At 44.0% G+C, this 24,046-nt stretch carries 28 protein-coding genes; 27 read left to right on the forward strand and 1 reads right to left on the reverse strand.

Features of this window, described 5'->3' with window-relative positions; genetic code table 11:
* Positions 1-96: 96 nt before the first annotated feature.
* From hisS to EL081_RS00625, 13 genes are all read left to right on the forward strand, one after another.
* Positions 97-1,371: a histidine--tRNA ligase gene (gene hisS, locus EL081_RS00565; protein WP_126403616.1), complete on the forward strand. Its 1,275-nt coding sequence runs from the start codon at positions 97-99 to the stop codon at positions 1,369-1,371.
* 157 nt (positions 1,372-1,528) lie between these two features.
* Complete coding sequence (locus tag EL081_RS00570) at positions 1,529-3,307, forward strand: MFS transporter (protein ID WP_126403617.1); 1,779 nt, start codon at positions 1,529-1,531, stop codon at positions 3,305-3,307.
* A gap of 125 nt (positions 3,308-3,432) precedes the next feature.
* Positions 3,433-5,643, forward strand: a complete 2,211-nt coding sequence (gene nrdD, locus EL081_RS00575) for an anaerobic ribonucleoside-triphosphate reductase (RefSeq protein WP_126403618.1) — start codon at positions 3,433-3,435, stop codon at positions 5,641-5,643.
* Positions 5,644-5,655: 12 nt separating this feature from the next.
* Positions 5,656-5,796, forward strand: a complete 141-nt coding sequence (locus EL081_RS00580) for a hypothetical protein (protein WP_126403619.1) — start codon at positions 5,656-5,658, stop codon at positions 5,794-5,796.
* A gap of 37 nt (positions 5,797-5,833) precedes the next feature.
* Positions 5,834-6,334, forward strand: a complete 501-nt coding sequence (locus EL081_RS00585) for a GNAT family N-acetyltransferase (protein ID WP_126403620.1) — start codon at positions 5,834-5,836, stop codon at positions 6,332-6,334.
* Between the two features lie 4 nt (positions 6,335-6,338).
* Positions 6,339-6,935 carry an anaerobic ribonucleoside-triphosphate reductase activating protein gene (nrdG, locus tag EL081_RS00590; RefSeq protein WP_126403621.1) on the forward strand — a complete coding sequence of 199 codons (597 nt, stop codon included), beginning with the start codon at positions 6,339-6,341 and terminating at the stop codon, positions 6,933-6,935.
* A gap of 195 nt (positions 6,936-7,130) precedes the next feature.
* Positions 7,131-8,615, forward strand: coding sequence for a threonine synthase (thrC, locus tag EL081_RS00595; RefSeq protein WP_126403622.1), 1,485 nt, complete (start codon positions 7,131-7,133; stop codon positions 8,613-8,615).
* A 60-nt stretch (positions 8,616-8,675) separates the two neighbouring features.
* Positions 8,676-9,959, forward strand: coding sequence for an MATE family efflux transporter (locus tag EL081_RS00600; protein ID WP_126403623.1), 1,284 nt, complete (start codon positions 8,676-8,678; stop codon positions 9,957-9,959).
* A gap of 5 nt (positions 9,960-9,964) precedes the next feature.
* On the forward strand, positions 9,965-10,588 hold the full coding sequence (locus EL081_RS00605; RefSeq protein WP_126403624.1) for an HAD-IA family hydrolase: 624 nt from the start codon (positions 9,965-9,967) through the stop codon (positions 10,586-10,588).
* Between the two features lie 348 nt (positions 10,589-10,936).
* Positions 10,937-11,362 carry a MarR family winged helix-turn-helix transcriptional regulator gene (locus EL081_RS00610; protein ID WP_126403625.1) on the forward strand — a complete coding sequence of 142 codons (426 nt, stop codon included), beginning with the start codon at positions 10,937-10,939 and terminating at the stop codon, positions 11,360-11,362.
* A gap of 12 nt (positions 11,363-11,374) precedes the next feature.
* A complete protein-coding gene (locus tag EL081_RS00615) occupies positions 11,375-11,737 on the forward strand; it encodes a DUF1304 domain-containing protein (RefSeq protein ID WP_126403626.1) in 363 nt (120 codons plus the stop codon).
* A gap of 384 nt (positions 11,738-12,121) precedes the next feature.
* On the forward strand, positions 12,122-14,767 hold the full coding sequence (polA, locus tag EL081_RS00620; protein WP_126403627.1) for a DNA polymerase I: 2,646 nt from the start codon (positions 12,122-12,124) through the stop codon (positions 14,765-14,767).
* Between the two features lie 134 nt (positions 14,768-14,901).
* The gene (locus tag EL081_RS00625; RefSeq protein WP_126403628.1) at positions 14,902-15,342 is read left to right on the forward strand and encodes a CoA-binding protein; all 441 of its coding nucleotides are present in this window, start codon (positions 14,902-14,904) and stop codon (positions 15,340-15,342) included.
* A 161-nt stretch (positions 15,343-15,503) separates the two neighbouring features.
* Here EL081_RS00625 and EL081_RS00630 read toward each other — a convergent pair whose 3' ends face one another.
* The gene (locus tag EL081_RS00630; RefSeq protein ID WP_232011415.1) at positions 15,504-16,391 is read right to left on the reverse strand and encodes a DUF975 family protein; all 888 of its coding nucleotides are present in this window, start codon (positions 16,389-16,391) and stop codon (positions 15,504-15,506) included.
* Positions 16,392-16,542: 151 nt separating this feature from the next.
* On the opposite strand from EL081_RS00630, the gene tgt reads away from it, so the two are divergent.
* The 14 genes from tgt to rplX all read left to right on the forward strand — a co-directional run bounded on the left by tgt (position 16,543) and on the right by rplX (position 24,032).
* Entirely contained in the window at positions 16,543-17,685 is a 1,143-nt protein-coding gene (gene tgt, locus EL081_RS00635; protein ID WP_126403630.1) for a tRNA guanosine(34) transglycosylase Tgt, read from the forward strand.
* 433 nt (positions 17,686-18,118) lie between these two features.
* Positions 18,119-18,427, forward strand: coding sequence for a 30S ribosomal protein S10 (gene rpsJ / locus EL081_RS00640; protein WP_003009585.1), 309 nt, complete (start codon positions 18,119-18,121; stop codon positions 18,425-18,427).
* A gap of 83 nt (positions 18,428-18,510) precedes the next feature.
* Positions 18,511-19,137 (forward strand): 50S ribosomal protein L3, encoded by a 627-nt coding sequence (gene rplC, locus EL081_RS00645; protein WP_003010846.1) that lies wholly within the window; start codon positions 18,511-18,513, stop codon positions 19,135-19,137.
* Between the two features lie 24 nt (positions 19,138-19,161).
* Positions 19,162-19,785: a 50S ribosomal protein L4 gene (rplD, locus tag EL081_RS00650; RefSeq protein WP_003009591.1), complete on the forward strand. Its 624-nt coding sequence runs from the start codon at positions 19,162-19,164 to the stop codon at positions 19,783-19,785.
* Positions 19,785-20,081: a 50S ribosomal protein L23 gene (locus EL081_RS00655; protein WP_006595190.1), complete on the forward strand. Its 297-nt coding sequence runs from the start codon at positions 19,785-19,787 to the stop codon at positions 20,079-20,081. Before rplD ends, EL081_RS00655 begins: the two co-directional genes overlap by 1 nt.
* Before the next feature lie 17 nt (positions 20,082-20,098).
* Complete coding sequence (rplB, locus tag EL081_RS00660) at positions 20,099-20,932, forward strand: 50S ribosomal protein L2 (protein WP_048690562.1); 834 nt, start codon at positions 20,099-20,101, stop codon at positions 20,930-20,932.
* Between the two features lie 102 nt (positions 20,933-21,034).
* Entirely contained in the window at positions 21,035-21,316 is a 282-nt protein-coding gene (gene rpsS / locus EL081_RS00665; protein WP_000533766.1) for a 30S ribosomal protein S19, read from the forward strand.
* An 11-nt stretch (positions 21,317-21,327) separates the two neighbouring features.
* Positions 21,328-21,672 (forward strand): 50S ribosomal protein L22, encoded by a 345-nt coding sequence (gene rplV, locus EL081_RS00670; RefSeq protein WP_006595188.1) that lies wholly within the window; start codon positions 21,328-21,330, stop codon positions 21,670-21,672.
* A 12-nt stretch (positions 21,673-21,684) separates the two neighbouring features.
* Positions 21,685-22,338, forward strand: coding sequence for a 30S ribosomal protein S3 (gene rpsC / locus EL081_RS00675; RefSeq protein ID WP_006595187.1), 654 nt, complete (start codon positions 21,685-21,687; stop codon positions 22,336-22,338).
* Between the two features lie 3 nt (positions 22,339-22,341).
* A complete protein-coding gene (gene rplP, locus EL081_RS00680) occupies positions 22,342-22,755 on the forward strand; it encodes a 50S ribosomal protein L16 (RefSeq protein WP_006595186.1) in 414 nt (137 codons plus the stop codon).
* Between the two features lie 9 nt (positions 22,756-22,764).
* A complete protein-coding gene (gene rpmC / locus EL081_RS00685; protein ID WP_003002350.1) occupies positions 22,765-22,971 on the forward strand; it encodes a 50S ribosomal protein L29 in 207 nt (68 codons plus the stop codon).
* Positions 22,972-22,994: 23 nt separating this feature from the next.
* Positions 22,995-23,255 (forward strand): 30S ribosomal protein S17, encoded by a 261-nt coding sequence (gene rpsQ, locus EL081_RS00690; RefSeq protein WP_000440801.1) that lies wholly within the window; start codon positions 22,995-22,997, stop codon positions 23,253-23,255.
* A 25-nt stretch (positions 23,256-23,280) separates the two neighbouring features.
* A complete protein-coding gene (rplN, locus tag EL081_RS00695) occupies positions 23,281-23,649 on the forward strand; it encodes a 50S ribosomal protein L14 (RefSeq protein WP_002894494.1) in 369 nt (122 codons plus the stop codon).
* Between the two features lie 77 nt (positions 23,650-23,726).
* The gene (rplX, locus tag EL081_RS00700) at positions 23,727-24,032 is read left to right on the forward strand and encodes a 50S ribosomal protein L24 (protein WP_006595185.1); all 306 of its coding nucleotides are present in this window, start codon (positions 23,727-23,729) and stop codon (positions 24,030-24,032) included.
* Positions 24,033-24,046 lie beyond the last annotated feature (14 nt).

Genomic DNA, 24,046 nt, shown 5'->3' on the forward strand with positions numbered 1-24,046 from the left:
GATGGGCTTGTGGTCTGATTTTATCGCTTGAGCACTGTCATGAACTGGAAATTATGATAGAATAAATAGTACAAAGCAAGCAAAGGAGTGGTGTCTATGAAATTACAAAAACCAAAAGGAACCCAAGATATCCTGCCACAGGAATCCGCTAAGTGGCAATATGTAGAAGGATTTGCTCGCGAAACCTTTAAAAAATACAATTACGCAGAGATTCGCACACCTATTTTTGAACATTACGAGGTCATTAGTCGTTCGGTAGGGGATACAACGGATATTGTGACCAAGGAGATGTACGACTTCTATGATAAGGGTGATCGTCATATCACGTTGCGTCCAGAAGGGACAGCACCGGTGGTCCGCTCCTATGTTGAAAATAAACTCTTTGCACCAGAGGTTCAAAAGCCAAGCAAGGTCTATTATATCGGCCCTATGTTCCGCTATGAGCGTCCTCAGGCTGGCCGTTTGCGTCAATTCCACCAGATTGGAGTAGAGTGTTTTGGTTCTAGCAATCCTGCAACGGACGTCGAGACGATTGCCATGGCTGACCACTTCTTCAAAGAGATCGGGATTGAAAATGTTGTCCTCCACTTGAATACCCTTGGTAGCACAGCCAGTCGGACGGCTTATCGTCAAGCTTTGATTGACTACCTCCTTCCAATGAAGGACCAACTTTCAAAGGATAGCCAACGTCGTTTAGAGGAAAATCCGCTCCGCGTTTTGGATTCAAAAGAAAAAGAAGACAAACAAGCGGTTGAGAATGCTCCATCTATTCTGGACTACTTGGACGAAGAAAGCCAGGCACACTTTGATGCTGTCCGGGCTATGCTAGACGGTCTAGGAATTGACTATGTCATCGACACCAACATGGTTCGTGGCCTAGACTATTACAACCACACCATTTTCGAATTCGTGACAAAAGTCGATGGAAATGAATTGACTGTTTGTGCGGGAGGTCGTTACGATGGCTTGGTAGAATATTTTGGTGGGCCAGCAACTCCAGGATTCGGTTTCGGGATGGGACTGGAACGTCTCTTGTTGATCCTCGATAAACAAGGAGTTGAACTTCCTGTTGAGGCATCGTTGGATGTCTATGTGGCTGTTCTGGGTTCAGAAGCAGAAGTAGCCGCCTTGGAATTGGTTCAAGCTCTTCGTCGTCAAGGCTTTATCGCAGAACGTGATTACCTAGGACGTAAGTTGAAGGCTCAGTTCAAGTCAGCTGACGTCTTTGGGGCAAAAACCATCATTGCCTTAGGTGGTAGCGAGGTTGAAAGTGGCCAAATCACCGTCAAAAATAACCAGACTCGTCAGGAAGTGACCACTTCCATCGAAGATGTAAAAAACGATTTTCAGACTATCTTGAATCAACTTTAAAAAGAAAAGACGGATGCCTAAAGGGTATCGGTCTTTTTTTAAACCACCTATCATCTCCTTGTGGAGAAAGCTGACAGTTGGGTCCATTTTTGATATACTAGTAGGGTGTGCATGTGCCCTTTAGCACTTGCAAGTCTAGTAAAGGAAAAAACAAGGTATGAGTGAAAAAGAAAAAGAATCGCATAAACTTGGCTTACGTGTCGGGTCCAATTTTCAAGATACTCAAGAGCTACGAAAAGTATTGGAACAATCAATTAGCCGGGAAGAAGAAGTTTTGACTGCTAGTCAACCGGTGGAATCAGAGCAGGACCTGGAAGAGAGCCAAGTTGATGGAGAAGGGGCCGAAACGGAAGCTTCGACCGAAACTCTAAGTCGCTTATCACGATCTGGTCATCATCGCAAAGAGAAGGTTGAAGCGAGGCCGAAAGACCAAGAGGATATAGAAGAGACATTAGAAGATCAAGAAGAAAAGTCATTGGGGCGCTATGCTATTAAGCGTCCGGTTCCCTTGTCACTACCAATTGCTTTTAGCGTCCTACTCGGGATGGTCCATGTAGCCCTTCCTTTTATCAACTTACTTGCGACCAATCAACAAACTCAGGACTTATATGCTGGTTGGGCAATTTCTCAAGGTCAAGTTCCCTATGGTCATTTCTTTGGGGTCAATGGTTTGCTCTACTATGGTCTCAGTGGCTTAGGAAGTTTGGTAGGAGGTCAGGTTCTCCTGGTGGTCTTCCAGATTTTGGCCTACTTTTTTGCTGGGACGAGCCTATATCGGATGGTCAGAAGCCTGGTTGCAAGTGAAAAAATTGCAGGACAAGTTCAGCTACTCTTCTACCTTCTTGCTGGGGTGCTTGGATTTGGTGGGAACTATGCTGTCTTTTATGCCCTTCCCTTCCTCTTTAGCTCTATGAATTTCATTCTTGCTTATCTAGAGGATGAGAAAACAGACGAATCCTTTGTCGCCTACGGTGCAGGAGCCTGTTTGGCCTTTATGATTGTGCCATGGCTGAGTGTGATTTTTTATCTGCTAGCTTTTCTGGGATTGACAGCTTATCATGTGAAGCAAAAGAAATTAGCCCATGGCTTCTATCAATTCCTTGCTGCCCTCTTGGGATTCTCGCTTCTCTTTTATCCTTTAGGATACATCACCGTGTGGAACGGCTCTTTTGGATATGCAATCCATCAGACCTTGTATAGTCTCCGCTCCCTCCAGTTTGATGCCGGCCATCTCTTTGCCAACCTAGTTTATTACTGTTTATTGCTGTTGACGCTTGGTTTCGCTTCAGCTTTCGTCATGTCCTTCCGAAAAGTATCGACAAGTGGTCAACGTGTGATTCGGTTTATGAGTTGGTTCGGTCTTCTGCTAGTTGTTGCAGTTGTGGTTGGGACACCAGAGCAAGGGGCCTATCAGTTCCTTAGCCTGTTACCTTTTGGCCTTCCCTTGTTAGCTCTTTGGTTTGCTGGGGATGAGTCGACTTATCAGCGCCGAAAGATGAAGAACAATTCAATCTGGGACCTTTATTTCTCCAGTCAAGCCTTCCTACCGATTTTGGCAATGGCTTATTTAGTAGGCTATCCAGTTGTGAATCAATTGGTTCTCCAAAACAATCGAACTAGTGACCGAAGTGCAATTGCTCAGTATATCAAGAGTCATAGCGATTCCAAAGATACTATCTATGCTTGGGATCAGACAGCTCATCTCTATCAAGAAAGTGGCCGCTTAGCAGCTTCAGCCCTCCTAACTCCGACTGCCTATATGGGGCCGAGGGAAAATCGAACCAATCTGATCAATCAGATTAAGCAAGCCAAGCCGAAGTTTATTGTGGTCAATAAGGACCTAGATGTAACGTCTGCTATGCAAAAAGTTTTAACCAAAAATTATGAAAAAGTGAACCAGAAGGGTTCGCAGTACACCTTGTACCAATGTAAATAGACTATCAATATCTTGTGGTTTTGAAATGAAATAACATTTTTTGCCACAAGATATTGATTTTTTATTTTTGAGTGATATAATATGGGGTGAATTGTAATTGTATAAAAAAGAAAGTGGGCGAGCGTATGATAACGTTACGAGAAGAGCATATCCAAAGTCTCCCCCAACTCTTTGTGGAAAAGAGAGATGGGCGGAAGGTCAAGTTTGATGTCGATAAAATATACCGTGCTTTGGTTAAGGCGACAGAAGAAGTGACAGGCCTCACTCCAGCCTTGGAAGCGAAATTAGAAACCGTTACAGACCGGATTGTGGCTGAAATTTTGGAACGCTTCCCTCGTGGCGTGAAAATCTACGAGATTCAAAATGTCGTTGAGCACGAGTTATTACAAGCCAATGAATATGCGATTGCTGAGAGCTATATTACCTATCGGACTCAGCGGGATTTTGAGCGCTCAAAAGCAACCGATATCAATTTTACGATTGGCAAGCTCCTCAACAAGGACCAAGCAGTGGTGAATGAGAACGCCAATAAGGATAGTGATGTCTTCAACACCCAACGTGATTTGACCGCAGGGATCGTCGGCAAGTCCATTGGTCTCAAAATGTTGCCCAAACACGTAGCCAATGCCCACCAAAAAGGGGATATCCACTACCATGATTTAGACTATAGTCCTTATACTCCAATGACTAACTGTTGCTTGATCGATTTTGAAGGTATGTTAAAAAATGGCTTTAAGATTGGGAATGCAGAAGTAGAAAGTCCCAAGTCGATCCAAACCGCAACGGCTCAAATCTCGCAAATCATTGCTAATGTGGCCTCTAGCCAGTACGGTGGTTGCTCAGCAGATCGGATTGATGAAGTCCTGGCTCCTTATGCAGAGAAGAATTATGACAAACATTTGAAGGAAGCTGAGGAGTGGGTTCTCCCTGAAAAACGTGAGGACTATGCTTGGCAAAAAACGAAAAAAGGCATCTACGATGCCATGCAATCATTGGAGTATGAAATCAATACCCTCTTTACCTCCAATGGTCAAACCCCTTTCACCTCGCTGGGCTTCGGGCTAGGGTCTAACCGTTTTGAACGCGAAATCCAAAAAGCTATTCTGGAGATTCGAATCAAGGGGCTCGGTTCGGAGCACCGGACCGCAATTTTCCCTAAGTTGATTTTTACCTTGAAAAGAGGTCTCAACTTAGAACCAGATAGTCCCAACTATGACATCAAGCAATTGGCCTTGGAATGTGCGACCAAACGCATGTATCCGGATATCCTCTCATATGACAAGATTGTCGAATTGACGGGTTCCTTCAAGGTACCCATGGGGTGTCGTTCTTTCCTCCAAGGGTGGAAGGATGAAAATGGTGTGGAAGTCAATTCTGGCCGGATGAATCTTGGAGTCGTGACAGTCAATCTTCCTCGAATTGCCTTGGAATCTGAAGGAAATAAAGAGAAATTCTGGGAAATCTTCAATGAGCGGATGAATATCGCTGAAGACGCGTTGGTCTATCGGGTAGAGCGGACCAAGGAAGCAACCCCAGCCAACGCACCGATTCTCTATCAGTATGGCGCCTTTGGAAAACGCTTGGGCAAATACGACCAGGTAGACCAGCTTTTCCGTAACCGTAGAGCGACGATTTCACTCGGCTATATCGGATTGTATGAAGTGGCGACAGTCTTCTATGGACCTGACTGGGAACAGAATCCAGAAGCCAAACAATTTACAATCGAAATCATTAAGGATATGAAGAAACGGGTCGAAGAATGGTCTGACCAATATGACTACCACTTCTCCATTTATTCGACGCCATCAGAAAGCTTGACAGACCGCTTCTGTCGCTTGGATACGGAGAAATTTGGGAAGGTTCCGGATATCACAGACAAGGAATACTACACCAACAGTTTTCACTACGATGTCCGCAAGAACCCAACCCCATTTGAGAAGCTGGATTTTGAAAAAGTCTATCCAGAAGCTGGAGCGACGGGTGGCTTTATCCACTATTGTGAGTACCCAGTTCTCCAACAAAATCCAAAAGCCCTTGAGGCGGTTTGGGATTATGCCTATGACCGGGTTGGCTATCTCGGAACCAATACACCAATTGACCGTTGCTACAAGTGTGACTTTGAAGGGGACTTCACACCAACCGAGCGGGGGTTCACTTGCCCAAACTGTGGCAATAGTGATCCTAAAACAGTAGACGTTGTTAAACGGACCTGTGGCTATCTTGGAAACCCACAAGCTCGCCCCATGGTTAATGGACGCCACAAGGAAATTGCTGCACGTGTCAAACACATGAATGGGTCCACGATCAAATCAGCTGGACACCAAGTGACAGATTAGAAAAGGAAGATTATGGGAAAATACCAATTAGACGATAAGGGCAAGGCTCAGGTACAACGATTCCACGAAAAACATTCGACAGGCGGAATCAATAAAAAAGATCGAGTAGCCAGCCTAAGAGAGCAATTTTTAAACAAGAACAAGAAAAAGTGAGAGTCCGCTCTCGCTTTTCTCGTATGGGGAGGTAAAGATGGAATTACGCAGACCGACTTTAGCAGATAAAGAAACCATTCTAAAGATGATGGCAGAGTTCGAAGAGACCCGATCGGCCCACGACGGCGGATTTTGGGATGCGGAAGCTTTTGTTTACGAAGCCTGGTTGGAAAGTAATCGTGACATGGAAATGGGGCTAGGAATTCCGGAAGGTTGGGTGCCTGCTGTTCAGTTAGTCGCTTTTGCAAGAGACGGTCAAGCGGTTGGCTTTCTCAATCTGCGCTTGCGCCTGAGTGCTTATCTCCTGGAGGAGGGTGGCCATATTGGCTATTCCATCCGACCGTCTGAAAGAGGCAAAGGCTACGCAAAAGAGTCCCTCCGCCAAGGCTTAGAAGTTGCTAAGGGAAAGAATATCCATCGTGCTCTCCTTACTTGTAGCACGGAGAATCCGGCTAGTCGAGCGGTCATCTTAGCTAATGGTGGCCAGTTGGAGGATGTTCGAAATGGAACGGAGCGCTATTGGATAGAGTTGGAGTAGAAGGATGACATGGAATACACCAAAACCAGGCGAGTGGAAGAGTGAAGAACTGAGTCAAGGGCGCATCATCGACTACAAGGCCTTTAACTTTGTGGATGGCGAAGGAGTGCGCAACTCCCTCTACGTAGCAGGTTGCATGTTTCACTGTGAGGGCTGTTACAATGTAGCGACCTGGTCTTTCAAGGCAGGCATTCCCTACACCAAAGAGTTGGAAGAGCAGATTATGGCAGATTTGGCCCAACCCTATGTTCAGGGCCTGACATTGCTTGGTGGGGAACCTTTTCTCAACACCGGCATCCTGCTGCCCTTGGTTAAGCGGGTAAAAAGAGAGTTGCCGGAAAAAGATATTTGGTCATGGACCGGCTATACCTGGGAAGAAATGATGCTGGAGACGCCGGACAAACTAGAACTGCTTTCGCTGATTGATATTCTGGTCGATGGGCGCTATGATAAGAGCAAACGCAACCTCATGTTGCAGTTTCGTGGTTCTTCCAATCAGCGGATCATTGATGTTCAAAAATCCCTCAAAGAAGGAAAAGTCGTTATCTGGGACAAGCTCAATGATGGCAAGGATTCCTATGAGCAAGTAAAAAGAGACTAGCAAGACTCGGTCAGCAAATGAATCCATTAAGAGAAGTTTTCGTTGATTTTCAGTTTGCAAGAAATGGCCTCTTTTTTCAGACAATTTCATTCTCACTGACAAAATTCACAAGGATTCATGGTATAATAGAATAGATTGTACGAAAGTTAGAGTGATCCAACTCGTACATTTAAGGAACAGAATGAGGAAATGTACATGACATTAGTTTATCAATCAACGCGTGATGCGAAAAATACCGTAACAGCTAGCCAAGCGATTTTGCAAGGTTTGGCAACAGATGGCGGTTTGTTTACTCCAGTTAGCTATCCAAAGGTAGATTTGGATTTTGACACATTGAAAGACGCTTCTTACCAAGAAGTAGCTAAGCTTGTCTTGTCAGCTTTCTTGGATGACTTTACAGCAGAAGAGTTGGACTACTGTATCACCAACGCCTATGACAGCAAGTTTGATACGCCAGCCATTGCTCCTCTTGTGAAACTTGATGGGCAATACAACTTGGAATTGTTCCACGGTTCAACCATTGCCTTTAAGGATATGGCCTTGTCTATCTTGCCCTACTTTATGACAACAGCTGCCAAGAAACATGGCTTGGAAAACAAGATTGTCATCTTGACAGCGACATCTGGAGATACTGGGAAAGCTGCTATGGCAGGTTTTGCGGATGTACCAGGAACTGAAATTATCGTCTTTTATCCAAAAGACGGTGTCAGCAAGGTCCAAGAGTTGCAAATGACCACTCAAACGGGCGAAAATACCCATGTCATCGCCATTAATGGAAACTTTGACGATGCCCAAACCAATGTGAAACATATGTTCAATGATGTGGCTCTTCGTGAGAAATTGGCAGCCAACAAGCTTCAGTTCTCATCAGCTAATTCTATGAATATCGGTCGTTTGGTCCCACAGATTGTCTATTATGTTTATGCCTACGCTCAGCTTGTTAAAACTGGCGAAATTAAGGCTGGTGACAAGGTTAACTTTACTGTTCCAACAGGAAACTTTGGAAATATCTTAGCTGCCTTTTACGCAAAACAAATCGGCCTACCAGTCGGCAAGTTGATCTGTGCTTCAAATGACAACAATGTCTTGACAGACTTCTTTAAAACTCGTGTCTATGACAAGAAGCGTGAGTTCAAGGTAACCACTAGTCCATCTATGGATATCTTAGTATCTTCAAACTTGGAGCGTTTGATTTTCCATCTTTTGGGAAATGATGCGGTTAAGACAGCTGAACTCATGACTGCCTTGAATACGCAAGGTCAGTATGAGTTGACAGATTTTGATGAAGAAATCCTTGACCTTTTTGCAGCAGCATATGCGACGGAAGCAGAAACAGCAGCAGAAATCAAGCGTGTTTATGAGTCAGATGCTTATATTGAGGATCCTCATACAGCAGTTGCTTCAGCCGTATATAAAAAATACCAAGCAGCGACAGGTGATGTGGCTAAGACCGTGATTGCTTCAACAGCTAGTCCATATAAATTCCCAGTCGTTGCAGTAGAAGCTGTAACAGGGAAATCAGGCTTGACTGACTTTGAAGCTTTGGCTCAGTTGCACGAAATTTCAGGAGTGACAGTGCCACCAGCAGTTGATGGCCTCGAAACAGCTCCAGTTCGTCACAAGACAACTGTTGCGGCAACAGATATGCAGGCAGCAGTAGAATCTTATTTAGGACTTTAAAAGAGAGGAAGTAAACTCGGTTGGGAAACTAACTGAGTTTCTTTTCATCAGGAGGAAAGTGTGTCTCGTCAACAACAAATGGATCGACAAATTTTAAGGATTGCCCTCCCTGCTATCGGAGAAAATTTCTTGCAAATGCTCATGGGGATGGTAGATAGCTACTTGGTTGCTCAGTTGGGTTTAGTCGCTGTCTCGGGTGTATCCGTCGCAGGCAATATCATTACGATTTACCAAGCTATTTTTATCGCTCTTGGAGCAGCGGTTGTGAGTCTCTTGTCCAAAAGTATGGGACAAAAAAATCGGCAGGCCATAGCTCGTCAAGCCACTGAGTCTATCAAAGTAACGGTTTTAATAAGTCTTGTTTTAGGTACTTTATCCCTCTGCTTTGGCAAGGAATTGATTTCCCTCTTGGGGGTTGAAGCAGCAGTTGCAGAAGCAGGAGGGATTTACTTATCTCTTGTCGGAGGAAGTATTTTGCTTTTGGGGCTGATGACGACTTTTGGAGCCCTAGTCCGTGTGGCCCACAATCCGCGAGTACCTATGTATGTCAGTTTGTTGACCAATGTTTTAAATGCTCTGCTATCGAGCATCTTGATATTTGTTTTTGGGCTAGGCATCGCTGGGGCTGCCTTAGGAACGGTTCTCTCTCGCTTATTAGGGACTTACTTGCTCTGGCGTCAGGTTCAACTTCCCTTCGCTCCTTTTCGTTGGGGATTGGATCGAGACTTGTTATCCCTTGCCTTACCTGCTGCTGGTGAACGCCTCATGATGCGAGCAGGGGATATTGTTATCATTGCTATGGTCGCTGTTTTTGGTACAAGAGCAGTAGCTGGGAATGCCATTGGGGAAGTCTTGACCCAGTTCAACTATATGCCGGCTTTTGGGATTGCGACAGCGACAGTCATGTTGGTCGCCAAAAATTTGGGACAGAATGATTGGCAAGGGATCAAGCAAATCACCAGTCGGAGTTTCTGGCTCTCCTTTCTCTCCATGTTTCCCCTCGCCCTTACTATTTTCTTATTTGGCAGCCCTTTAACAGCCCTTTACACCAAGGATTCAGGAGCTCTTGCCGCTTCCTTATCCGTCATTTTGTTCTCCTTGCTTGGAACGCCTCTGACAGCTGGAACGGTCATCTATACGGCTGTCTGGCAAGGTCTGGGTAACGCCCGCCTTCCTTTTTATGCGACCACGATCGGCATGTGGGTGATTCGGATTGGCTCAGGTTATCTGATGGGAGTTATCCTCGGTTGGGGCTTGCCAGGTATTTGGGCAGGTACCCTCTTGGATAATGGTTTTCGCTGGTTTTTCTTAAAAACGCTCTATCATCGGACATGGAAGGAATAAAACTTATGACACGAGCTTTTATTTGGGATTTGGATGGAACTCTTTTGGATTCTTATGAAGCTATTTTAGATGGGATTGCTGAGACTTATGCCTATTACTCTCTGGACTTTGACCGGGAAGCGGTCCATGCTTTTATTCTTCAACAATCTGTCCAGTCTTTGCTTGAAGACGTTGCTAGAGAACATGGCTTGGATGCGGAGGAGATGAATCGTTATCGTGCTTCTAGCTTACGTGAGAAAAACGCCCAAGTTCATCTGATGCAGGGGGCTAGAGACATTCTAGCTTGGGCTAAAGAGGAAGGAATTACCCAATTTGTCTATACCCACAAGGGGAAGAATGCTTACCCAATTCTGGATGATTTAGGGATCCTATCCTATTTCCAAGAGATTGTCACAACGGACAATGGTTTTAGGAGAAAACCAGATCCAGAAGGAGTCGATTATCTAGTGGATAAGTATCAACTGGATCGGAGCGAGACCTATTATATTGGAGATCGAACCTTGGATGTTGATCTGGCAGACAATGCAGGAATCGGGAGTATTAATTTTTTGAATTACAAGCCGGATGTCAATCATGCGATTCGTCATTTGGATGACATTCGCCTCTATTTTGAAGAAGAAAAAAGTTAACTTATTTAACAAAGCTAGGCTTCTTTGTTGCTGGAATGGCGCTATGAAAAGAATCCGTAAACAATTTGTTTTGGAAATGAAATAATTCCTTAAGAAATCTTTAAGATAAATCCGATATAATAAAACCATAAACAAAGACCTCCTAACTTTGTTTATGAAATCCTAAAACTTTTCTTTTTCATAATAATCTCCCTAAAAGGCCACCAAATCCGGTGGTCTTTTACTTTGCTTTTCTTAGGAGGAAATTATTTCGTTTGAGGTAAGCAAATTTATTGCTTCGATTTTTTTAAAATGACATACTTGATAAATCAATTATTGATAAATCAATAAAAAGATCGGAGAGAAGGAATGTCAGAAATGCATGACTTGCCTTATCAGTTGAAGCTAGCTGATCAGTCTTCAACCCAATTATTTGAAAAACAATTGGGCGTTAGTCTAACTCGTTATCAGATGCTTCAGTTGTTAGTAGCAGAAGCGCCGTGTAGCCAAGCGGCCCTTCAGGAGAAACTAGCAATTGACCCTGCAGCCTTAACCCGCCACTTCAAAGTCTTAGAAGCTAGTGGCTATGTTACTCGTACTCGCAATCCAGAAAATCAACGGGAGATTGTGGTGGAACTTACGGAGCTTGCCAGAGATCGGTTGTTGGTCCATCCTCCAGCACATCATCTACAGGTAAAAGGCCAGATGGATCAGATTCTTTCTGAAAAAGAGCGGAATCAGTTGAGACACCTACTCGAAAAGTTGGTGTCTGGCCTCGAGCAAATTACATTTTAAAAGGAGAATAATATGTCTGTCTTAACCATTGTTTTAGCAAGCCTTGCTGCTTTTGAGCATTTCTATATTTTTTATCTTGAGAGTTTAGCAACCCACTCGGCATCGACTAGTCGTGTCTTTAATATGGATCAGGAAGAATTGCATCGTCCATCTGTGACGGCTCTCTTCAAAAACCAAGGCATTTATAATGCTCTGATTGGTGTCTTCCTCCTTTACGGCCTCTTCATAGCTAGAAATAGTGAAATTGTCACGATCTTTCTGCTCTTTATTATTGGTGCAGCAGCTTATGGGGCTGTAACTTCTAATAAAAAAATCATCTTGACCCAAGGTGGTCCAGCAATAGTCGCTTTAGCCAGCCTTCTTCTGCTTGGATAAGGATCAACTCTTCCAGATTGGGAAGAGTTTTTCTTTCCTATTCTTAGGGCTGCAATGGCAAGGACTCCGTCTTCAGTTACCAGCTTGTAGCAAAAAACAACTGCATGCTTTGCGCCTCAGCTTTTAATTTTCTTGAAGTTTTCTATAAGGAATCGTTTAGGTTTGAGCTGTATACTAAACTCATCCAATAAGAAATGAGGTACAGAAAATGAAAATCTCAGTTAATTATCCAAAACGCTTTAAGAAATTTCCACAACAAGGTTCTTGTTACGGCGAATAAACACTTCTCTTCATTTTTCATAAGAAACTCCTAAAGAAGGCTCTACCCGAAAGGGTAGAGTTTTTATGTACCAGAGACCTTGTGATTCGTGATATAATAGGCCTATGGAAAAAAAGAACAAATTACTACTCATCGACGGGTCTTCCGTCGCTTTTCGTGCCTTTTTCGCACTCTATAATCAAATCGATCGCTTCAAAAATGCCAATGGGTTGCATACCAATGCGGTCTATGGCTTTAACCTCATGTTGAGCCATCTCTTGGAGCGCATCCAACCGACTCATGTCCTCGTTGCTTTCGATGCAGGAAAGACGACCTTTCGGACGGAGATGTATGCCGACTACAAAGGAGGTCGGGCAAAAACACCAGATGAATTCCGTGAGCAGTTCCCTTTTATTCGCGAGCAACTAGATCATTTGGGGATCCGCCATTATGAGCTAGCCCAGTATGAAGCGGATGATATTATTGGAACGCTAGATAAGATGGCGGAAACTAGCTCGGTGCCATTTGAAGTCACCATTGTCTCTGGGGATAAGGATTTGATCCAGCTGACAGATGACAATACGGTGGTTGAGATTTCCAAAAAAGGGGTAGCAGAGTTTGAGGAATTCACTCCAGCCTATCTGAAAGAAAAAATGGGTCTGACACCAGAGCAATTTATCGACCTCAAGGCCTTGATGGGAGATAAGTCGGATAATATCCCAGGTGTCACTAAGATTGGAGAAAAGACCGGGATCAAACTGCTCCTTGAGTATGGCTCTCTTGATGGCATTTACGAGCATATCGATGAGATGAAGGCTTCTAAGATGAAGGAAAACCTCATCAACGACAAGGAGCAGGCCTACCTATCCAAGACCCTGGCGACCATCGATACCAATGCACCCATTGAGATTGGTCTGGATGACATCACCTATACGGGTCCTCATCTAGAAAATCTTGCCAAGTTTTATGAGGAGATGGGCTTCAAGCAACTCCGCCAAGCCTTGGATTTAAGCGGGGAAGCAGCAACTCCTGTAGACCTTGACTATACAGAAGTCGAGCAAGTCACTCCAGATATGCTTACGGAAGATAGTTTCTTCCATTTCGAGATTTTTGGGGACAACTACCATACGGAACCCATTATCGGCTTTGCATGGGGGACCAAAGGTCAGCTCTACGCAAGTACAGATACTGCTCTTTTACAAACACCGATTTTCAAAGAATTTCTCGAAAAAACGCCCCTTAAGGTCTATGACTTTAAGCGGGCCAAGGTCTTGCTCAGCCACTTGGGCATTACCCTGCAAAAGCCGGCTTTTGATAGTCGATTGGCCAAGTATCTCTTGTCGACCGTAGAGGACAATGAAATTTCAACCATTGCGAGTCTCTATAGTCAGATTGCGCTACCGCTGGACGAAGTCGTTTATGGCAAGGGAGCCAAAAAAGCTATCCCAGAAAAGGCGGTCCTATTAGAGCATTTGGCACGAAAAGTCGCTGTTCTACTGGATACCGAGGGGCCCATGGTGGAGCAGTTGCAAGCCCATGACCAATTAGATTTGCTCTATGATATGGAGCAACCACTAGCAGCTGTTTTGGCCAAGATGGAAATCGCGGGGATCAAGGTAGAGCGCCAGACCCTCAAAGACATGCAGGTGGAAAACGAGGTGATCTTGGAGCGCTTAACTCAAGAAATCTATGAGCTTGCAGGAGAAGAGTTTAACATCAATTCTCCAAAACAATTGGGTGTCATCCTCTTTGAAAAATTGGAACTTCCTCTTGAATATACCAAAAAGACCAAAACCGGCTATTCCACAGCTGTTGATGTCTTGGAACGCCTGGCTCCAATCGCCCCGATCGTGTCTAAGATTCTTGAATACCGCCAAATTGCCAAGATTCAATCGACCTATGTCATTGGTCTTCAAGATTGGATTTTGGAAGATGGGAAGATCCATACCCGCTATGTGCAAGATTTGACGCAGACGGGACGCTTGTCCAGCGTGGATCCCAACCTGCAAAACATTCCTATCCGTTTGGAGCAAGGCCGTCTCATTCGCAAGGCCTTTGTCCCAGAAGAGGAAAACAGTGTCTTGTTGAGTTCAGACTATTCACAGATCGAATTGCGCGTCTTGGCCCATATTTCAGGAGATGAGCATTTGATTGATGCCTTTCAGCATGGGGCAGATATCCATACATCGACTGCTATGCGGGTCTTCAATATTGAAAAACCAGAAGATGTGACGCCGAATGACCGTCGCAATGCCAAGGCAGTAAACTTCGGCGTGGTTTATGGAATTTCCGATTTTGGACTGTCTAACAACCTAGGGATCAGTCGAAAAGAAGCCAAAGCCTACATTGAGACCTACTTCGAACGCTACCCTGGCATCAAGGACTATATGGAGAGAGTGGTACGGGAAGCGCGTGACAAAGGCTATGTAGAAACTCTCTTCAAGCGTCGTCGGGAAATTCCAGATATCAATTCTCGCAACTTCAATGTTCGAGGCTTTGCGGAACGGACAGCAATCAACTCACCGATCCAAGGATCGGCGGCAGATATTTTGAAAATTGCCATGATCCACTTGGACCAAGCCTTAGAAGCAGGTGCATACAAGACCAAGATGCTTCTTCAGGTTCACGATGAAATTGTTCTGCAAGTACCAACTGATGAACTTGCAGCGATCAAAGCACTTGTCAAAGAGACCATGGAATCTGCTATTGAACTTGCGGTACCACTGGAAGCCGATGAGAATGAAGGCAAAACATGGTATGAAGCCAAATAAGATTGAGTTTGTTCAAAACAGAAAGCGGTAGGAGACTTTTCAGTTTCCTACCGCTTTTAACGACAAACACTTGCAATGCCCTCCGGATTGTTATACTATTTAAAGAAAGGAAACGCATACAAAAGGAGATTCATATGGCCTATTCATTTCGCAATCCTAGTGATGGCGTTATCAAACATTACTTAGAAACAAGCAAAATCATTGCTGTAGTTGGATTATCTGACCGTGAAGAGACGACCAGCCATCGTGTCAGCAAGGAGATGCAAGAGCGGGGCTATCGGATTATTCCCGTTAATCCTCGTGCAGCCGGTGGCCAAATCCTTGGAGAAACGGTGTACGCTAGCCTGCAGGAAATTCCTTTCCCAGTAGATATCGTCGATGTTTACCGTCGCAGTGAGTTTTTGCCAGATGTAGCGCGTGACTTTATCGAGTCGGATGCGAAGATTTTCTGGGCGCAACTAGAGCTGGAAAATCAAGAAGCAGAAGAAATCCTTCGTGGAGCTGGACGAGAAGATATCGTCATGAACCGCTGTATCAAACGCGAGCACACTCGTTTGGTCTTAGGAGAAGGATAGCCTTTGATTTATCCCAGAACCTCGCGTCTTTCATCCAGTGATTAAATTGATACGAGAGATGAAATAAATACAGACGGATTTCCCTAACAGAGAAAAAAGAACCCGCCTAGCGATGTGGAGGAATGAACTCCAATCGAAGGTGGGTTTTCTTGTTTTCTTTGTTAATCAAGTGGATTAGACTTTGGTAGATCCGGCGCCTTTTGCTGGAAGCGACTGCCCGCCTGCATCCGTTTTTGAAGGAGGGTATGGTAGAAGATGATTTGGCAACTGGTTGCATAAGGTTTGACATAAAAATTCGCCATTCCTAAAGTGAAAAAAGATAGAATTTGCCAACCGAGCAGACTCAAATCAAGAACAAGGCGGTGGCTCTTAAAGCCTTTCATCTCTTCCTTACTTTGGCGGAGGATAGACATGGGACCGTCATAGGTTCCTGTCATCAGTCGACTATATAGGATCAATTCGACCAAACTATACTGGTAATAAAAAGGGAGGAAGAGCAGGAGCCCAACCAGCGCCATTAAGAGGCCGGTCGTCATCGTTGGAGCTAACTTAAGAATTGCTTGAACTTCTGGAGTATCCGCTCTAAGGGTAGACGTAGTGGAGGAGGATTCATTGATAGCGAGAACGTGATAGCTGACCACCGTTAAGAGAAGTTGACTCACATAGAGGAGGCTCCCCCACAAAGACAGGATAACTTGCTTAATGAATAGCGTCAAAAACGCAGGTGTAAAATACTGGCTCTGAAAGATGGTGAAGATACCAAAGTTCTTTTCTCCCTTGCTAGAGGCAGAAATCAAAAAGCGAAAAGTTGCCCCTAAATAGAGAAAAGACAGGATAAAACCAACAATCGCAGGGAAAATCTGCCGACTTAGAAGAAAGAGCATCCCTTCTCTAAGTTCCATGTGAGCAAGTGTTTCAGTGATGTCTGTCCCTGTCAACATGTAACTTGCAAGGATTGTCAGGAAAGTTGGCAAAGCAAAGTAGGAGAAGACTTTGGGATGTTGCAATTGCAGCTGACGAGCTTGAGCACGAACCAATTTGATATTCATAATGTCCTCTTTCATGGTAGTAGTACCCTTTATTATAACACAAGTCCGTGACAGAGCTGGTAAAATTTGGTACAATCGTACAGGTGCTCACAGGAGATCCTGTGACAGGAATAAGAAGGCTGGGACTGTTTTTCCCAGTACGGAGGTAACCATGACAGATTCACCGATTCAATATCGATTAATCAAAAAAGAAAAGCATACAGGAGCTCGTCTGGGAGAAATTATCACCCCCCACGGGACCTTCCCAACTCCAATGTTTATGCCTGTAGGGACTCAGGCAACCGTTAAGACCCAATCGCCAGAAGAACTCAAAGAAATGGGTTCAGGAATTATTTTGGCCAACACCTACCATCTCTGGCTTCGTCCGGGGGATGATCTAGTCGCAAAAGCAGGAGGACTGCACCAGTTCATGAACTGGGACCAGCCCATTTTGACAGATAGCGGAGGCTTCCAGGTCTATTCACTAGCGGATACCCGCAATATCACCGAAGAAGGGGTAACCTTTAAAAACCACCTCAATGGTTCGAAGATGTTCCTCTCCCCAGAAAAGGCCATTTCCATCCAAAACAATCTAGGGAGCGACATCATGATGTCCTTTGACGAATGTCCCCAGTTCTATCAACCCTACGATTATGTGAAGAAATCAATCGAACGGACCAGTCGTTGGGCAGAACGTGGGCTAAAAGCTCACCGTCGCCCTCATGATCAAGGTCTTTTCGGGATTGTCCAAGGGGCTGGCTTTGAAGACTTGCGTCGTCAGTCTGCGCGTGATCTCGTTAGCATGGACTTTCCAGGCTATTCCATCGGTGGATTAGCTGTTGGGGAAAGCCATGAAGAGATGAATGCAGTGCTTGATTTCACAACTCCTCTTTTACCGGAGAACAAGCCTCGCTACCTCATGGGAGTAGGAGCTCCAGACAGTCTGATTGATGGCGTTATTCGTGGAGTGGATATGTTTGACTGTGTCTTGCCGACGCGGATTGCTCGAAATGGTACCTGTATGACTAGTCAAGGACGCCTAGTAGTGAAAAATGCACAATTTGCAGAAGATTTTACACCGCTGGATCCTGAATGTGATTGCTATACTTGTAAGAATTACACCCGGGCTTATCTCCGACACCTCCTCAAGGCAGATGAGACCTTTGGGATTCGCTTGACTAGCTATCATAACCTCTATTTCTTGATTAACCTCATGAAGCAGGTCCGTCAAGCCATTATGGATGACAATCTCTTGGAGTTCCGTGAGCATTTCGTCGAAAAATATGGCTATAACAAATCAGGGCGGAATTTCTAGGAGAAGTTAAATAGAAAGAAAAAAGACTACAGCCATCCGAGAATAATAGGAATGACTGCGAGGCGCAGTGGTTGATTGGTATCTTTGTTCTCTTATTAAGCTCCAAAGATAACCTAATCAACTGTGCGGGGGCGAGACAACGAACAAATTTGGATATAAATTTGTTCTGTCTCACTCCCTTTTTTCTATATAATAGCAACTTTTTTAGCACGCTTTTTCTTTCGAAAACACTTTCATCGAAAAAAAGAAAAAAATCTGCTCAAATTCCTTGCATTGGGGCTTTCATTGTGTTAAACTACTATGGTGCTGTGAAAAACAGCTATTAGCTTTGATGCAAGAGGTTGCGACACGCTCGGTTGCATTGCCACGCAACGCGCGTCGGTTTTCTTGTGGAGCTAGCCTATTATCTTAAATAGACGAAAAGGAGAAAAAGATGGCAAACAAAAAAATCCGCATCCGTTTGAAAGCGTACGAACACCGTACACTTGATACAGCGGCTGCAAAAATCGTAGAATCAGCTACTCGTACAGGTGCACAAGTTGCAGGTCCAATCCCACTTCCAACTGAGCGTAGCCTCTACACAATCATTCGTGCGACTCACAAATACAAAGATTCTCGCGAACAGTTCGAAATGCGTACACACAAACGTTTGATCGATATCATCAACCCAACTCAAAAAACAGTTGACGCTTTGATGAAATTGGATCTTCCAAGTGGTGTAAACGTAGAAATCAAACTTTAATCTAAAGCTTGATACCTTGAGCATAAAAAACGCTCGTTAAAAACTTTTTGAATAAAAAACTATAGAAAAGGAACTATTTTCTCATGACAAAAGGAATCTTAGGGAAAAAAGTGGGAATGACTCAAATCTTCACTGAAGCTGGCGAATTGATCCCTGTAACAGTTATCGAAGCAACTCCAAACGTTGTTCTTCAAGTTAAAACTGTTGAAACAGATGGTTACAACGCTATCCAAGTTGGTTTCGATGACAAACGCGAAGTATTGAGCAACAAACCTGCTAAAGGACATGTAGCAAAAGCTAACACGGCTCCTAAGCGCTTCATTCGTGAATTCAAAAACGTTGAAGGCTTGGAAGTTGGTGCTGAAATCACAGTTGACACTTTTGAAGCTGGAGACATTGTTGATGTAACTGGTACTTCTAAAGGTAAAGGTTTCCAAGGTGTTATCAAACGCCACGGACAATCACGTGGACCTATGGCTCACGGTTCTCGTTACCACCGTCGTCCAGGTTCTATGGGACCTGTTGCACCTAACCGCGTATTCAAAGGTAAAAACCTTGCAGGACGCATGGGTGGCGATCGTGTAACTATTCAAAACCTTGAAGTTGTACAAGTTGTTCCAGAAAAGAACGTTATCCTTATTAAAGGTAACGTACCAGGTGCTAAGAAATCTCTTATCACTATCAAGTCAGCAGTTAAAGCTGGTAAATAATAAGGAAAGGGGAATACAGTCAAAATGGCAAATGTAACATTATTCGACCAAACTGGTAAACAAGCGGGCGAAGTTGTTCTTAACGATGCGATCTTTGGTATCGAACCAAACCAAGCAGTTGTATTTGATGTGATTATCAGCCAACGTGCTAGCCTTCGTCAAGGAACTCACGCAGTTAAAAACCGCTCAGCCGTTTCAGGTGGTGGACGCAAACCATGGCGTCAAAAAGGAACTGGACGTGCGCGTCAAGGTTCTATCCGCTCTCCACAATGGCGTGGTGGTGGAATCGTCTTCGGACCAACTCCACGTAGCTATGCGTACAAACTTCCTCAAAAAGTTCGTCGCCTTGCGCTTAAATCTGTTTACTCAGAAAAAGTTGCTGAAAACAAATTTGTAGCCGTTGATTCTCTTGAATTTACAGCTCCAAAAACTGCTGAATTTGCAAAAGTTCTTGCAGCTTTGAGCATCGATTCTAAAGTCCTTGTTATTCTTGAAGAAGGAAACGAATTCGCAGCTCTTTCAGCTCGTAACCTTCCAAACGTGAAAGTTGCGACTGCTACAACTGCAAGTGTTCTTGACATCGCAAATAGTGACAAACTTCTTGTTACTCAAGCAGCTATCTCTAAAATCGAGGAGGTTCTTGCATAATGAATTTGTATGATGTTATCAAAAAACCTGTTATCACTGAAAAGTCAATGGCTCAACTTGAAGCAGGGAAATATGTATTCGAAGTTGACACTCGCGCTCACAAACTTTTGATCAAACAAGCTGTTGAAGCTGCCTTTGAAGGTGTAAAAGTTGCGAATGTGAACACTGTAAACGTAAAACCTAAAGCAAAACGCGTTGGACGTTACACTGGTTTTACTTCAAAAACTAAAAAAGCTATCATCACGCTTACAGCTGATTCAAAAGCAATCGAGTTGTTCGCTACTGAAGCTGAATAATCTAAGGAGGAAATATCGTGGGAATTCGTGTTTATAAACCAACAACAAACGGTCGCCGTAATATGACTTCTTTGGATTTCGCTGAAATCACAACAAGCACACCAGAGAAATCTTTGCTCGTTTCATTGAAGAGCAAAGCAGGTCGTAACAACAACGGACGTATTACAGTTCGTCACCAAGGTGGTGGACACAAACGTCATTACCGTTTGATTGACTTCAAACGTAACAAAGATAACGTTGAAGCAGTTGTAAAAACAATTGAGTACGATCCAAACCGTTCTGCAAACATCGCTTTGGTACACTACACTGACGGTGTGAAAGCATACATCATCGCTCCAAAAGGTCTTGAAGTTGGCCAACGTATCGTTTCAGGTCCAGAAGCAGATATCAAAGTCGGAAACGCTCTTCCACTTGCTAACATCCCAGTTGGTACTTTGATCCACAACATCGAATTGAAACCAGGTCGTGGTGGAGAATTGGTACGTGCTGCTGGAGCTTCTGCTCAAGTATTGGGTGCTGAAGGTAAATACGTTCTTGTTCGTCTTCAATCAGGCGAAGTTCGTATGATTCTTGGTACTTGCCGTGCTACGGTTGGTGTTGTCGGAAACGAACAACATGGACTTGTAAACCTTGGTAAAGCAGGTCGTAGCCGTTGGAAAGGTATCCGTCCAACAGTTCGTGGTTCTGTAATGAACCCGAATGATCACCCACACGGTGGTGGTGAAGGTAAAGCACCAGTTGGTCGTAAAGCGCCATCTACTCCATGGGGCAAACCTGCTCTTGGTCTTAAAACTCGTAACAAGAAAGCGAAATCTGACAAACTTATCGTTCGTCGTCGCAACGAGAAATAATTTAGAACTAGTCGCTTAAGCGCTAGATGATCCGCCAGCTCGGTAGCGCTCCTTGTGAGCGCAAGCCGCTGTGGTACTACATTTAAAGGAGAAAATAATAAAATGGGACGCAGTCTTAAAAAAGGACCTTTCGTCGATGAGCATTTGATGAAAAAAGTTGAAGCTCAAGCTAACGACGAAAAGAAAAAAGTTATCAAAACTTGGTCACGTCGTTCAACGATTTTCCCAAGTTTCATTGGTTACACTATTGCAGTTTATGATGGACGTAAACACGTACCTGTTTACATCCAAGAAGACATGGTAGGTCACAAGCTTGGTGAATTTGCACCAACTCGTACTTACAAAGGTCACGCTGCAGATGACAAGAAGACACGTAGAAAATAAGGAGAACATAAATGGCAGAAATTACTTCAGCTAAAGCAATGGCTCGTACAGTGCGTGTTTCACCTCGTAAATCACGTCTTGTTCTTGACAACATCCGTGGTAAAAGCGTAGCCGATGCAGTAGCAATCTTGAAATTCACTCCAAACAAAGCAGCTGAAATCATCTTGAAAGTGTTGAACTCAGCAGTAGCAAACGCTGAAAACAACTTTGGTTTGGAAAAAGCAAACTTGGTAGTATCTGAAGCATTCGCAAACGAAGGACCAACGATGAAACGTTTCCGTCCACGTGCGAAAGGTTCAGCTTCACCAATCAACAAACGCACAAGCCACATCACAGTGGTTGTGACAGAAAAATAAGGAGGTAACATCGTGGGTCAAAAAGTACATCCAATTGGAATGCGTGTCGGCATCATCCGTGATTGGGATGCCAAATGGTATGCTGAAAAAGAATACGCGGATTACCTTCATGAAGATCTTGCAATCCGCAAATTTATTCAAAAAGAATTAGCTGACGCAGCGGTTTCTACTATTGAAATCGAACGCGCAGTAAACAAAGTTAACGTTTCACTTCACACTGCTAAACCAGGTATGGTTATCGGTAAAGGTGGAGCAAACGTCGATGCACTTCGTGCAGCTCTTAACAAATTGACAGGTAAACAAGTTCACATCAACATCATCGAGATCAAACGTCCTGACTTGGATGCTCACCTTGTTGGTGAAGGAATTGCTCGTCAATTGGAGCAACGTGTGGCTTTCCGTCGTGCTCAAAAACAAGCGATCCAACGTACTATGCGCGCTGGAGCTAAAGGAATCAAAACTCAAGTATCAGGTCGTTTGAACGGTGCAGATATTGCCCGTGCTGAAGGATACTCAGAAGGTACAGTTCCACTCCACACACTTCGCGCAGACATCGATTACGCTTGGGAAGAAGCAGATACAACTTACGGTAAACTTGGTGTTAAAGTATGGATCTACCGTGGTGAAGTTCTTCCAGCTCGTAAAGACGCTAAAGGAGGTAAATAACCAATGTTAGTACCTAAACGTGTAAAACACCGTCGCGAATTCCGTGGTAAAATGCGCGGTGAAGCAAAAGGTGGAAAAGAAGTAGCATTCGGTGAATACGGTCTTCAAGCTACAACTAGCCACTGGATCACTAACCGCCAAATCGAGGCAGCTCGTATTGCCATGACTCGTTACATGAAACGTGGTGGTAAGGTTTGGATCAAGATCTTCCCACACAAATCATACACCGCTAAAGCTATCGGGGTACGTATGGGATCTGGTAAAGGGGCACCTGAAGGTTGGGTAGCACCAGTTAAACGTGGTAAAGTAATGTTTGAAGTTGCTGGTGTATCTGAAGAGATCGCTCGCGAAGCGCTTCGTCTTGCAAGCCACAAATTACCGGTTAAATGTAAATTCGTAAAACGTGAAGCAAAATAAGGAGAGGTCATGAAACTTACAGAAGTAAAAGAATTTGTTAAAGAACTTCGTGGTCTTTCTCAAGAAGAACTCGCGAAGCGTGAAAATGAATTGAAAAAAGAATTGTTTGAACTTCGTTTCCAAGCTGCTGCAGGTCAATTGGAGCAAACTGGACGTTTGAAAGAAGTGAAAAAACAAATTGCTCGTATCAAAACGGTTCAATCAGAAGCTAAATAATAGACTAGGGAAGGAGAATTTCAATGGAACGCAATAATCGTAAAGTTCTTGTTGGACGCGTTGTGTCTGACAAAATGGACAAAACAATCACAGTTGTAGTTGAAACTAAACGTAACCACCCAGTCTATGGTAAACGTATCAACTATTCTAAAAAATACAAAGCTCATGATGAAAACAACGTTGCCAAAGAAGGCGATATCGTTCGTATCATGGAAACTCGTCCGCTTTCAGCTACAAAACGCTTCCGTCTTGTAGAAGTTGTTGAAGAAGCGGTTATCATCTAATCAAACCTGAAAGGAGAAAACTGAAATGATTCAAACAGAAACTCGTTTGAAAGTCGCAGACAACAGCGGTGCTCGCGAAATCTTGACTATCAAAGTTCTTGGTGGTTCAGGACGTAAATTTGCAAACATCGGTGATGTTATTGTGGCATCTGTAAAACAAGCTACTCCTGGTGGTGCGGTTAAAAAAGGTGACGTTGTAAAAGCTGTTATCGTTCGTACTAAATCAGGTGCTCGTCGTAAAGATGGTTCATACATCAAATTCGACGAAAATGCTGCAGTGATCATCCGTGAAGACAAAACTCCTCGCGGAACTCGTATCTTTGGCCCAGTCGCTCGCGAATTGCGTGACGGTGGTTTCATGAAGATCGTATCACTTGCTCCAGAAGTACTTTAATTTAAAAAATCACAAACACAGTCCCCTGGCTAACTAGCCAGGGTGCCCATCGGGCGTAAGAATAAAAGGAGAATAAAATGTTTGTAAAAACTGGCGACAAAGTTCGTGTAATTGCTGGTAAAGACAAAGGTGTTGAAGCTAAAGTCGTTGCTGCTCTTCCAAAAGTAAATAAAGTTGTTGTTGAAGGCGTAAACCTTGTTAAAAAACACCAACGTCCAAATAACGAAAACCCTCAAGGTGCTATCATCGAAAAAGAAGCTCCAATCCATGTATCAAACGTTCAAGTCTTGGATAAGAACGGTGTTGCTGGACGTGTTGGCTACAAATTTGTAGATGGCAAAAAAGTTCGTTATAACAAAAAATCAGGCGAAGTGCTTGACTAATCACGAAGGAAAGG

The sequence above is a fragment of the Streptococcus viridans genome (assembly GCF_900636365.1).
GTDB lineage: Bacteria > Bacillota > Bacilli > Lactobacillales > Streptococcaceae > Streptococcus > Streptococcus viridans_A.

What these genes read in the sequence shown, in the direction of transcription:
- polA (WP_126403627.1), top strand. Translation starts at nt 12,122, where the DNA reads ATGGAAAAAAAGAACAAATTACTACTCATCGACGGGTCTTCCGTCGCT.
- nrdD (WP_126403618.1), top strand. Translation starts at nt 3,433, where the DNA reads ATGATAACGTTACGAGAAGAGCATATCCAAAGTCTCCCCCAACTCTTT.
- EL081_RS00570 (WP_126403617.1), top strand. Translation starts at nt 1,529, where the DNA reads ATGAGTGAAAAAGAAAAAGAATCGCATAAACTTGGCTTACGTGTCGGG.
- EL081_RS00605 (WP_126403624.1), top strand. Translation starts at nt 9,965, where the DNA reads ATGACACGAGCTTTTATTTGGGATTTGGATGGAACTCTTTTGGATTCT.
- EL081_RS00610 (WP_126403625.1), top strand. Translation starts at nt 10,937, where the DNA reads ATGTCAGAAATGCATGACTTGCCTTATCAGTTGAAGCTAGCTGATCAG.
- rplC (WP_003010846.1), top strand. Translation starts at nt 18,511, where the DNA reads ATGACAAAAGGAATCTTAGGGAAAAAAGTGGGAATGACTCAAATCTTC.
- EL081_RS00630 (WP_232011415.1), bottom strand. Translation starts at nt 16,391, where the DNA reads ATGAATATCAAATTGGTTCGTGCTCAAGCTCGTCAGCTGCAATTGCAA.
- rplN (WP_002894494.1), top strand. Translation starts at nt 23,281, where the DNA reads ATGATTCAAACAGAAACTCGTTTGAAAGTCGCAGACAACAGCGGTGCT.
- rplV (WP_006595188.1), top strand. Translation starts at nt 21,328, where the DNA reads ATGGCAGAAATTACTTCAGCTAAAGCAATGGCTCGTACAGTGCGTGTT.
- hisS (WP_126403616.1), top strand. Translation starts at nt 97, where the DNA reads ATGAAATTACAAAAACCAAAAGGAACCCAAGATATCCTGCCACAGGAA.
- rpmC (WP_003002350.1), top strand. Translation starts at nt 22,765, where the DNA reads ATGAAACTTACAGAAGTAAAAGAATTTGTTAAAGAACTTCGTGGTCTT.
- rplP (WP_006595186.1), top strand. Translation starts at nt 22,342, where the DNA reads ATGTTAGTACCTAAACGTGTAAAACACCGTCGCGAATTCCGTGGTAAA.
- rpsS (WP_000533766.1), top strand. Translation starts at nt 21,035, where the DNA reads ATGGGACGCAGTCTTAAAAAAGGACCTTTCGTCGATGAGCATTTGATG.
- nrdG (WP_126403621.1), top strand. Translation starts at nt 6,339, where the DNA reads ATGACATGGAATACACCAAAACCAGGCGAGTGGAAGAGTGAAGAACTG.
- EL081_RS00615 (WP_126403626.1), top strand. Translation starts at nt 11,375, where the DNA reads ATGTCTGTCTTAACCATTGTTTTAGCAAGCCTTGCTGCTTTTGAGCAT.
- rpsQ (WP_000440801.1), top strand. Translation starts at nt 22,995, where the DNA reads ATGGAACGCAATAATCGTAAAGTTCTTGTTGGACGCGTTGTGTCTGAC.
- EL081_RS00585 (WP_126403620.1), top strand. Translation starts at nt 5,834, where the DNA reads ATGGAATTACGCAGACCGACTTTAGCAGATAAAGAAACCATTCTAAAG.
- EL081_RS00580 (WP_126403619.1), top strand. Translation starts at nt 5,656, where the DNA reads ATGGGAAAATACCAATTAGACGATAAGGGCAAGGCTCAGGTACAACGA.
- thrC (WP_126403622.1), top strand. Translation starts at nt 7,131, where the DNA reads ATGACATTAGTTTATCAATCAACGCGTGATGCGAAAAATACCGTAACA.
- EL081_RS00655 (WP_006595190.1), top strand. Translation starts at nt 19,785, where the DNA reads ATGAATTTGTATGATGTTATCAAAAAACCTGTTATCACTGAAAAGTCA.
- rplX (WP_006595185.1), top strand. Translation starts at nt 23,727, where the DNA reads ATGTTTGTAAAAACTGGCGACAAAGTTCGTGTAATTGCTGGTAAAGAC.
- rpsJ (WP_003009585.1), top strand. Translation starts at nt 18,119, where the DNA reads ATGGCAAACAAAAAAATCCGCATCCGTTTGAAAGCGTACGAACACCGT.
- tgt (WP_126403630.1), top strand. Translation starts at nt 16,543, where the DNA reads ATGACAGATTCACCGATTCAATATCGATTAATCAAAAAAGAAAAGCAT.
- EL081_RS00625 (WP_126403628.1), top strand. Translation starts at nt 14,902, where the DNA reads ATGGCCTATTCATTTCGCAATCCTAGTGATGGCGTTATCAAACATTAC.
- rplD (WP_003009591.1), top strand. Translation starts at nt 19,162, where the DNA reads ATGGCAAATGTAACATTATTCGACCAAACTGGTAAACAAGCGGGCGAA.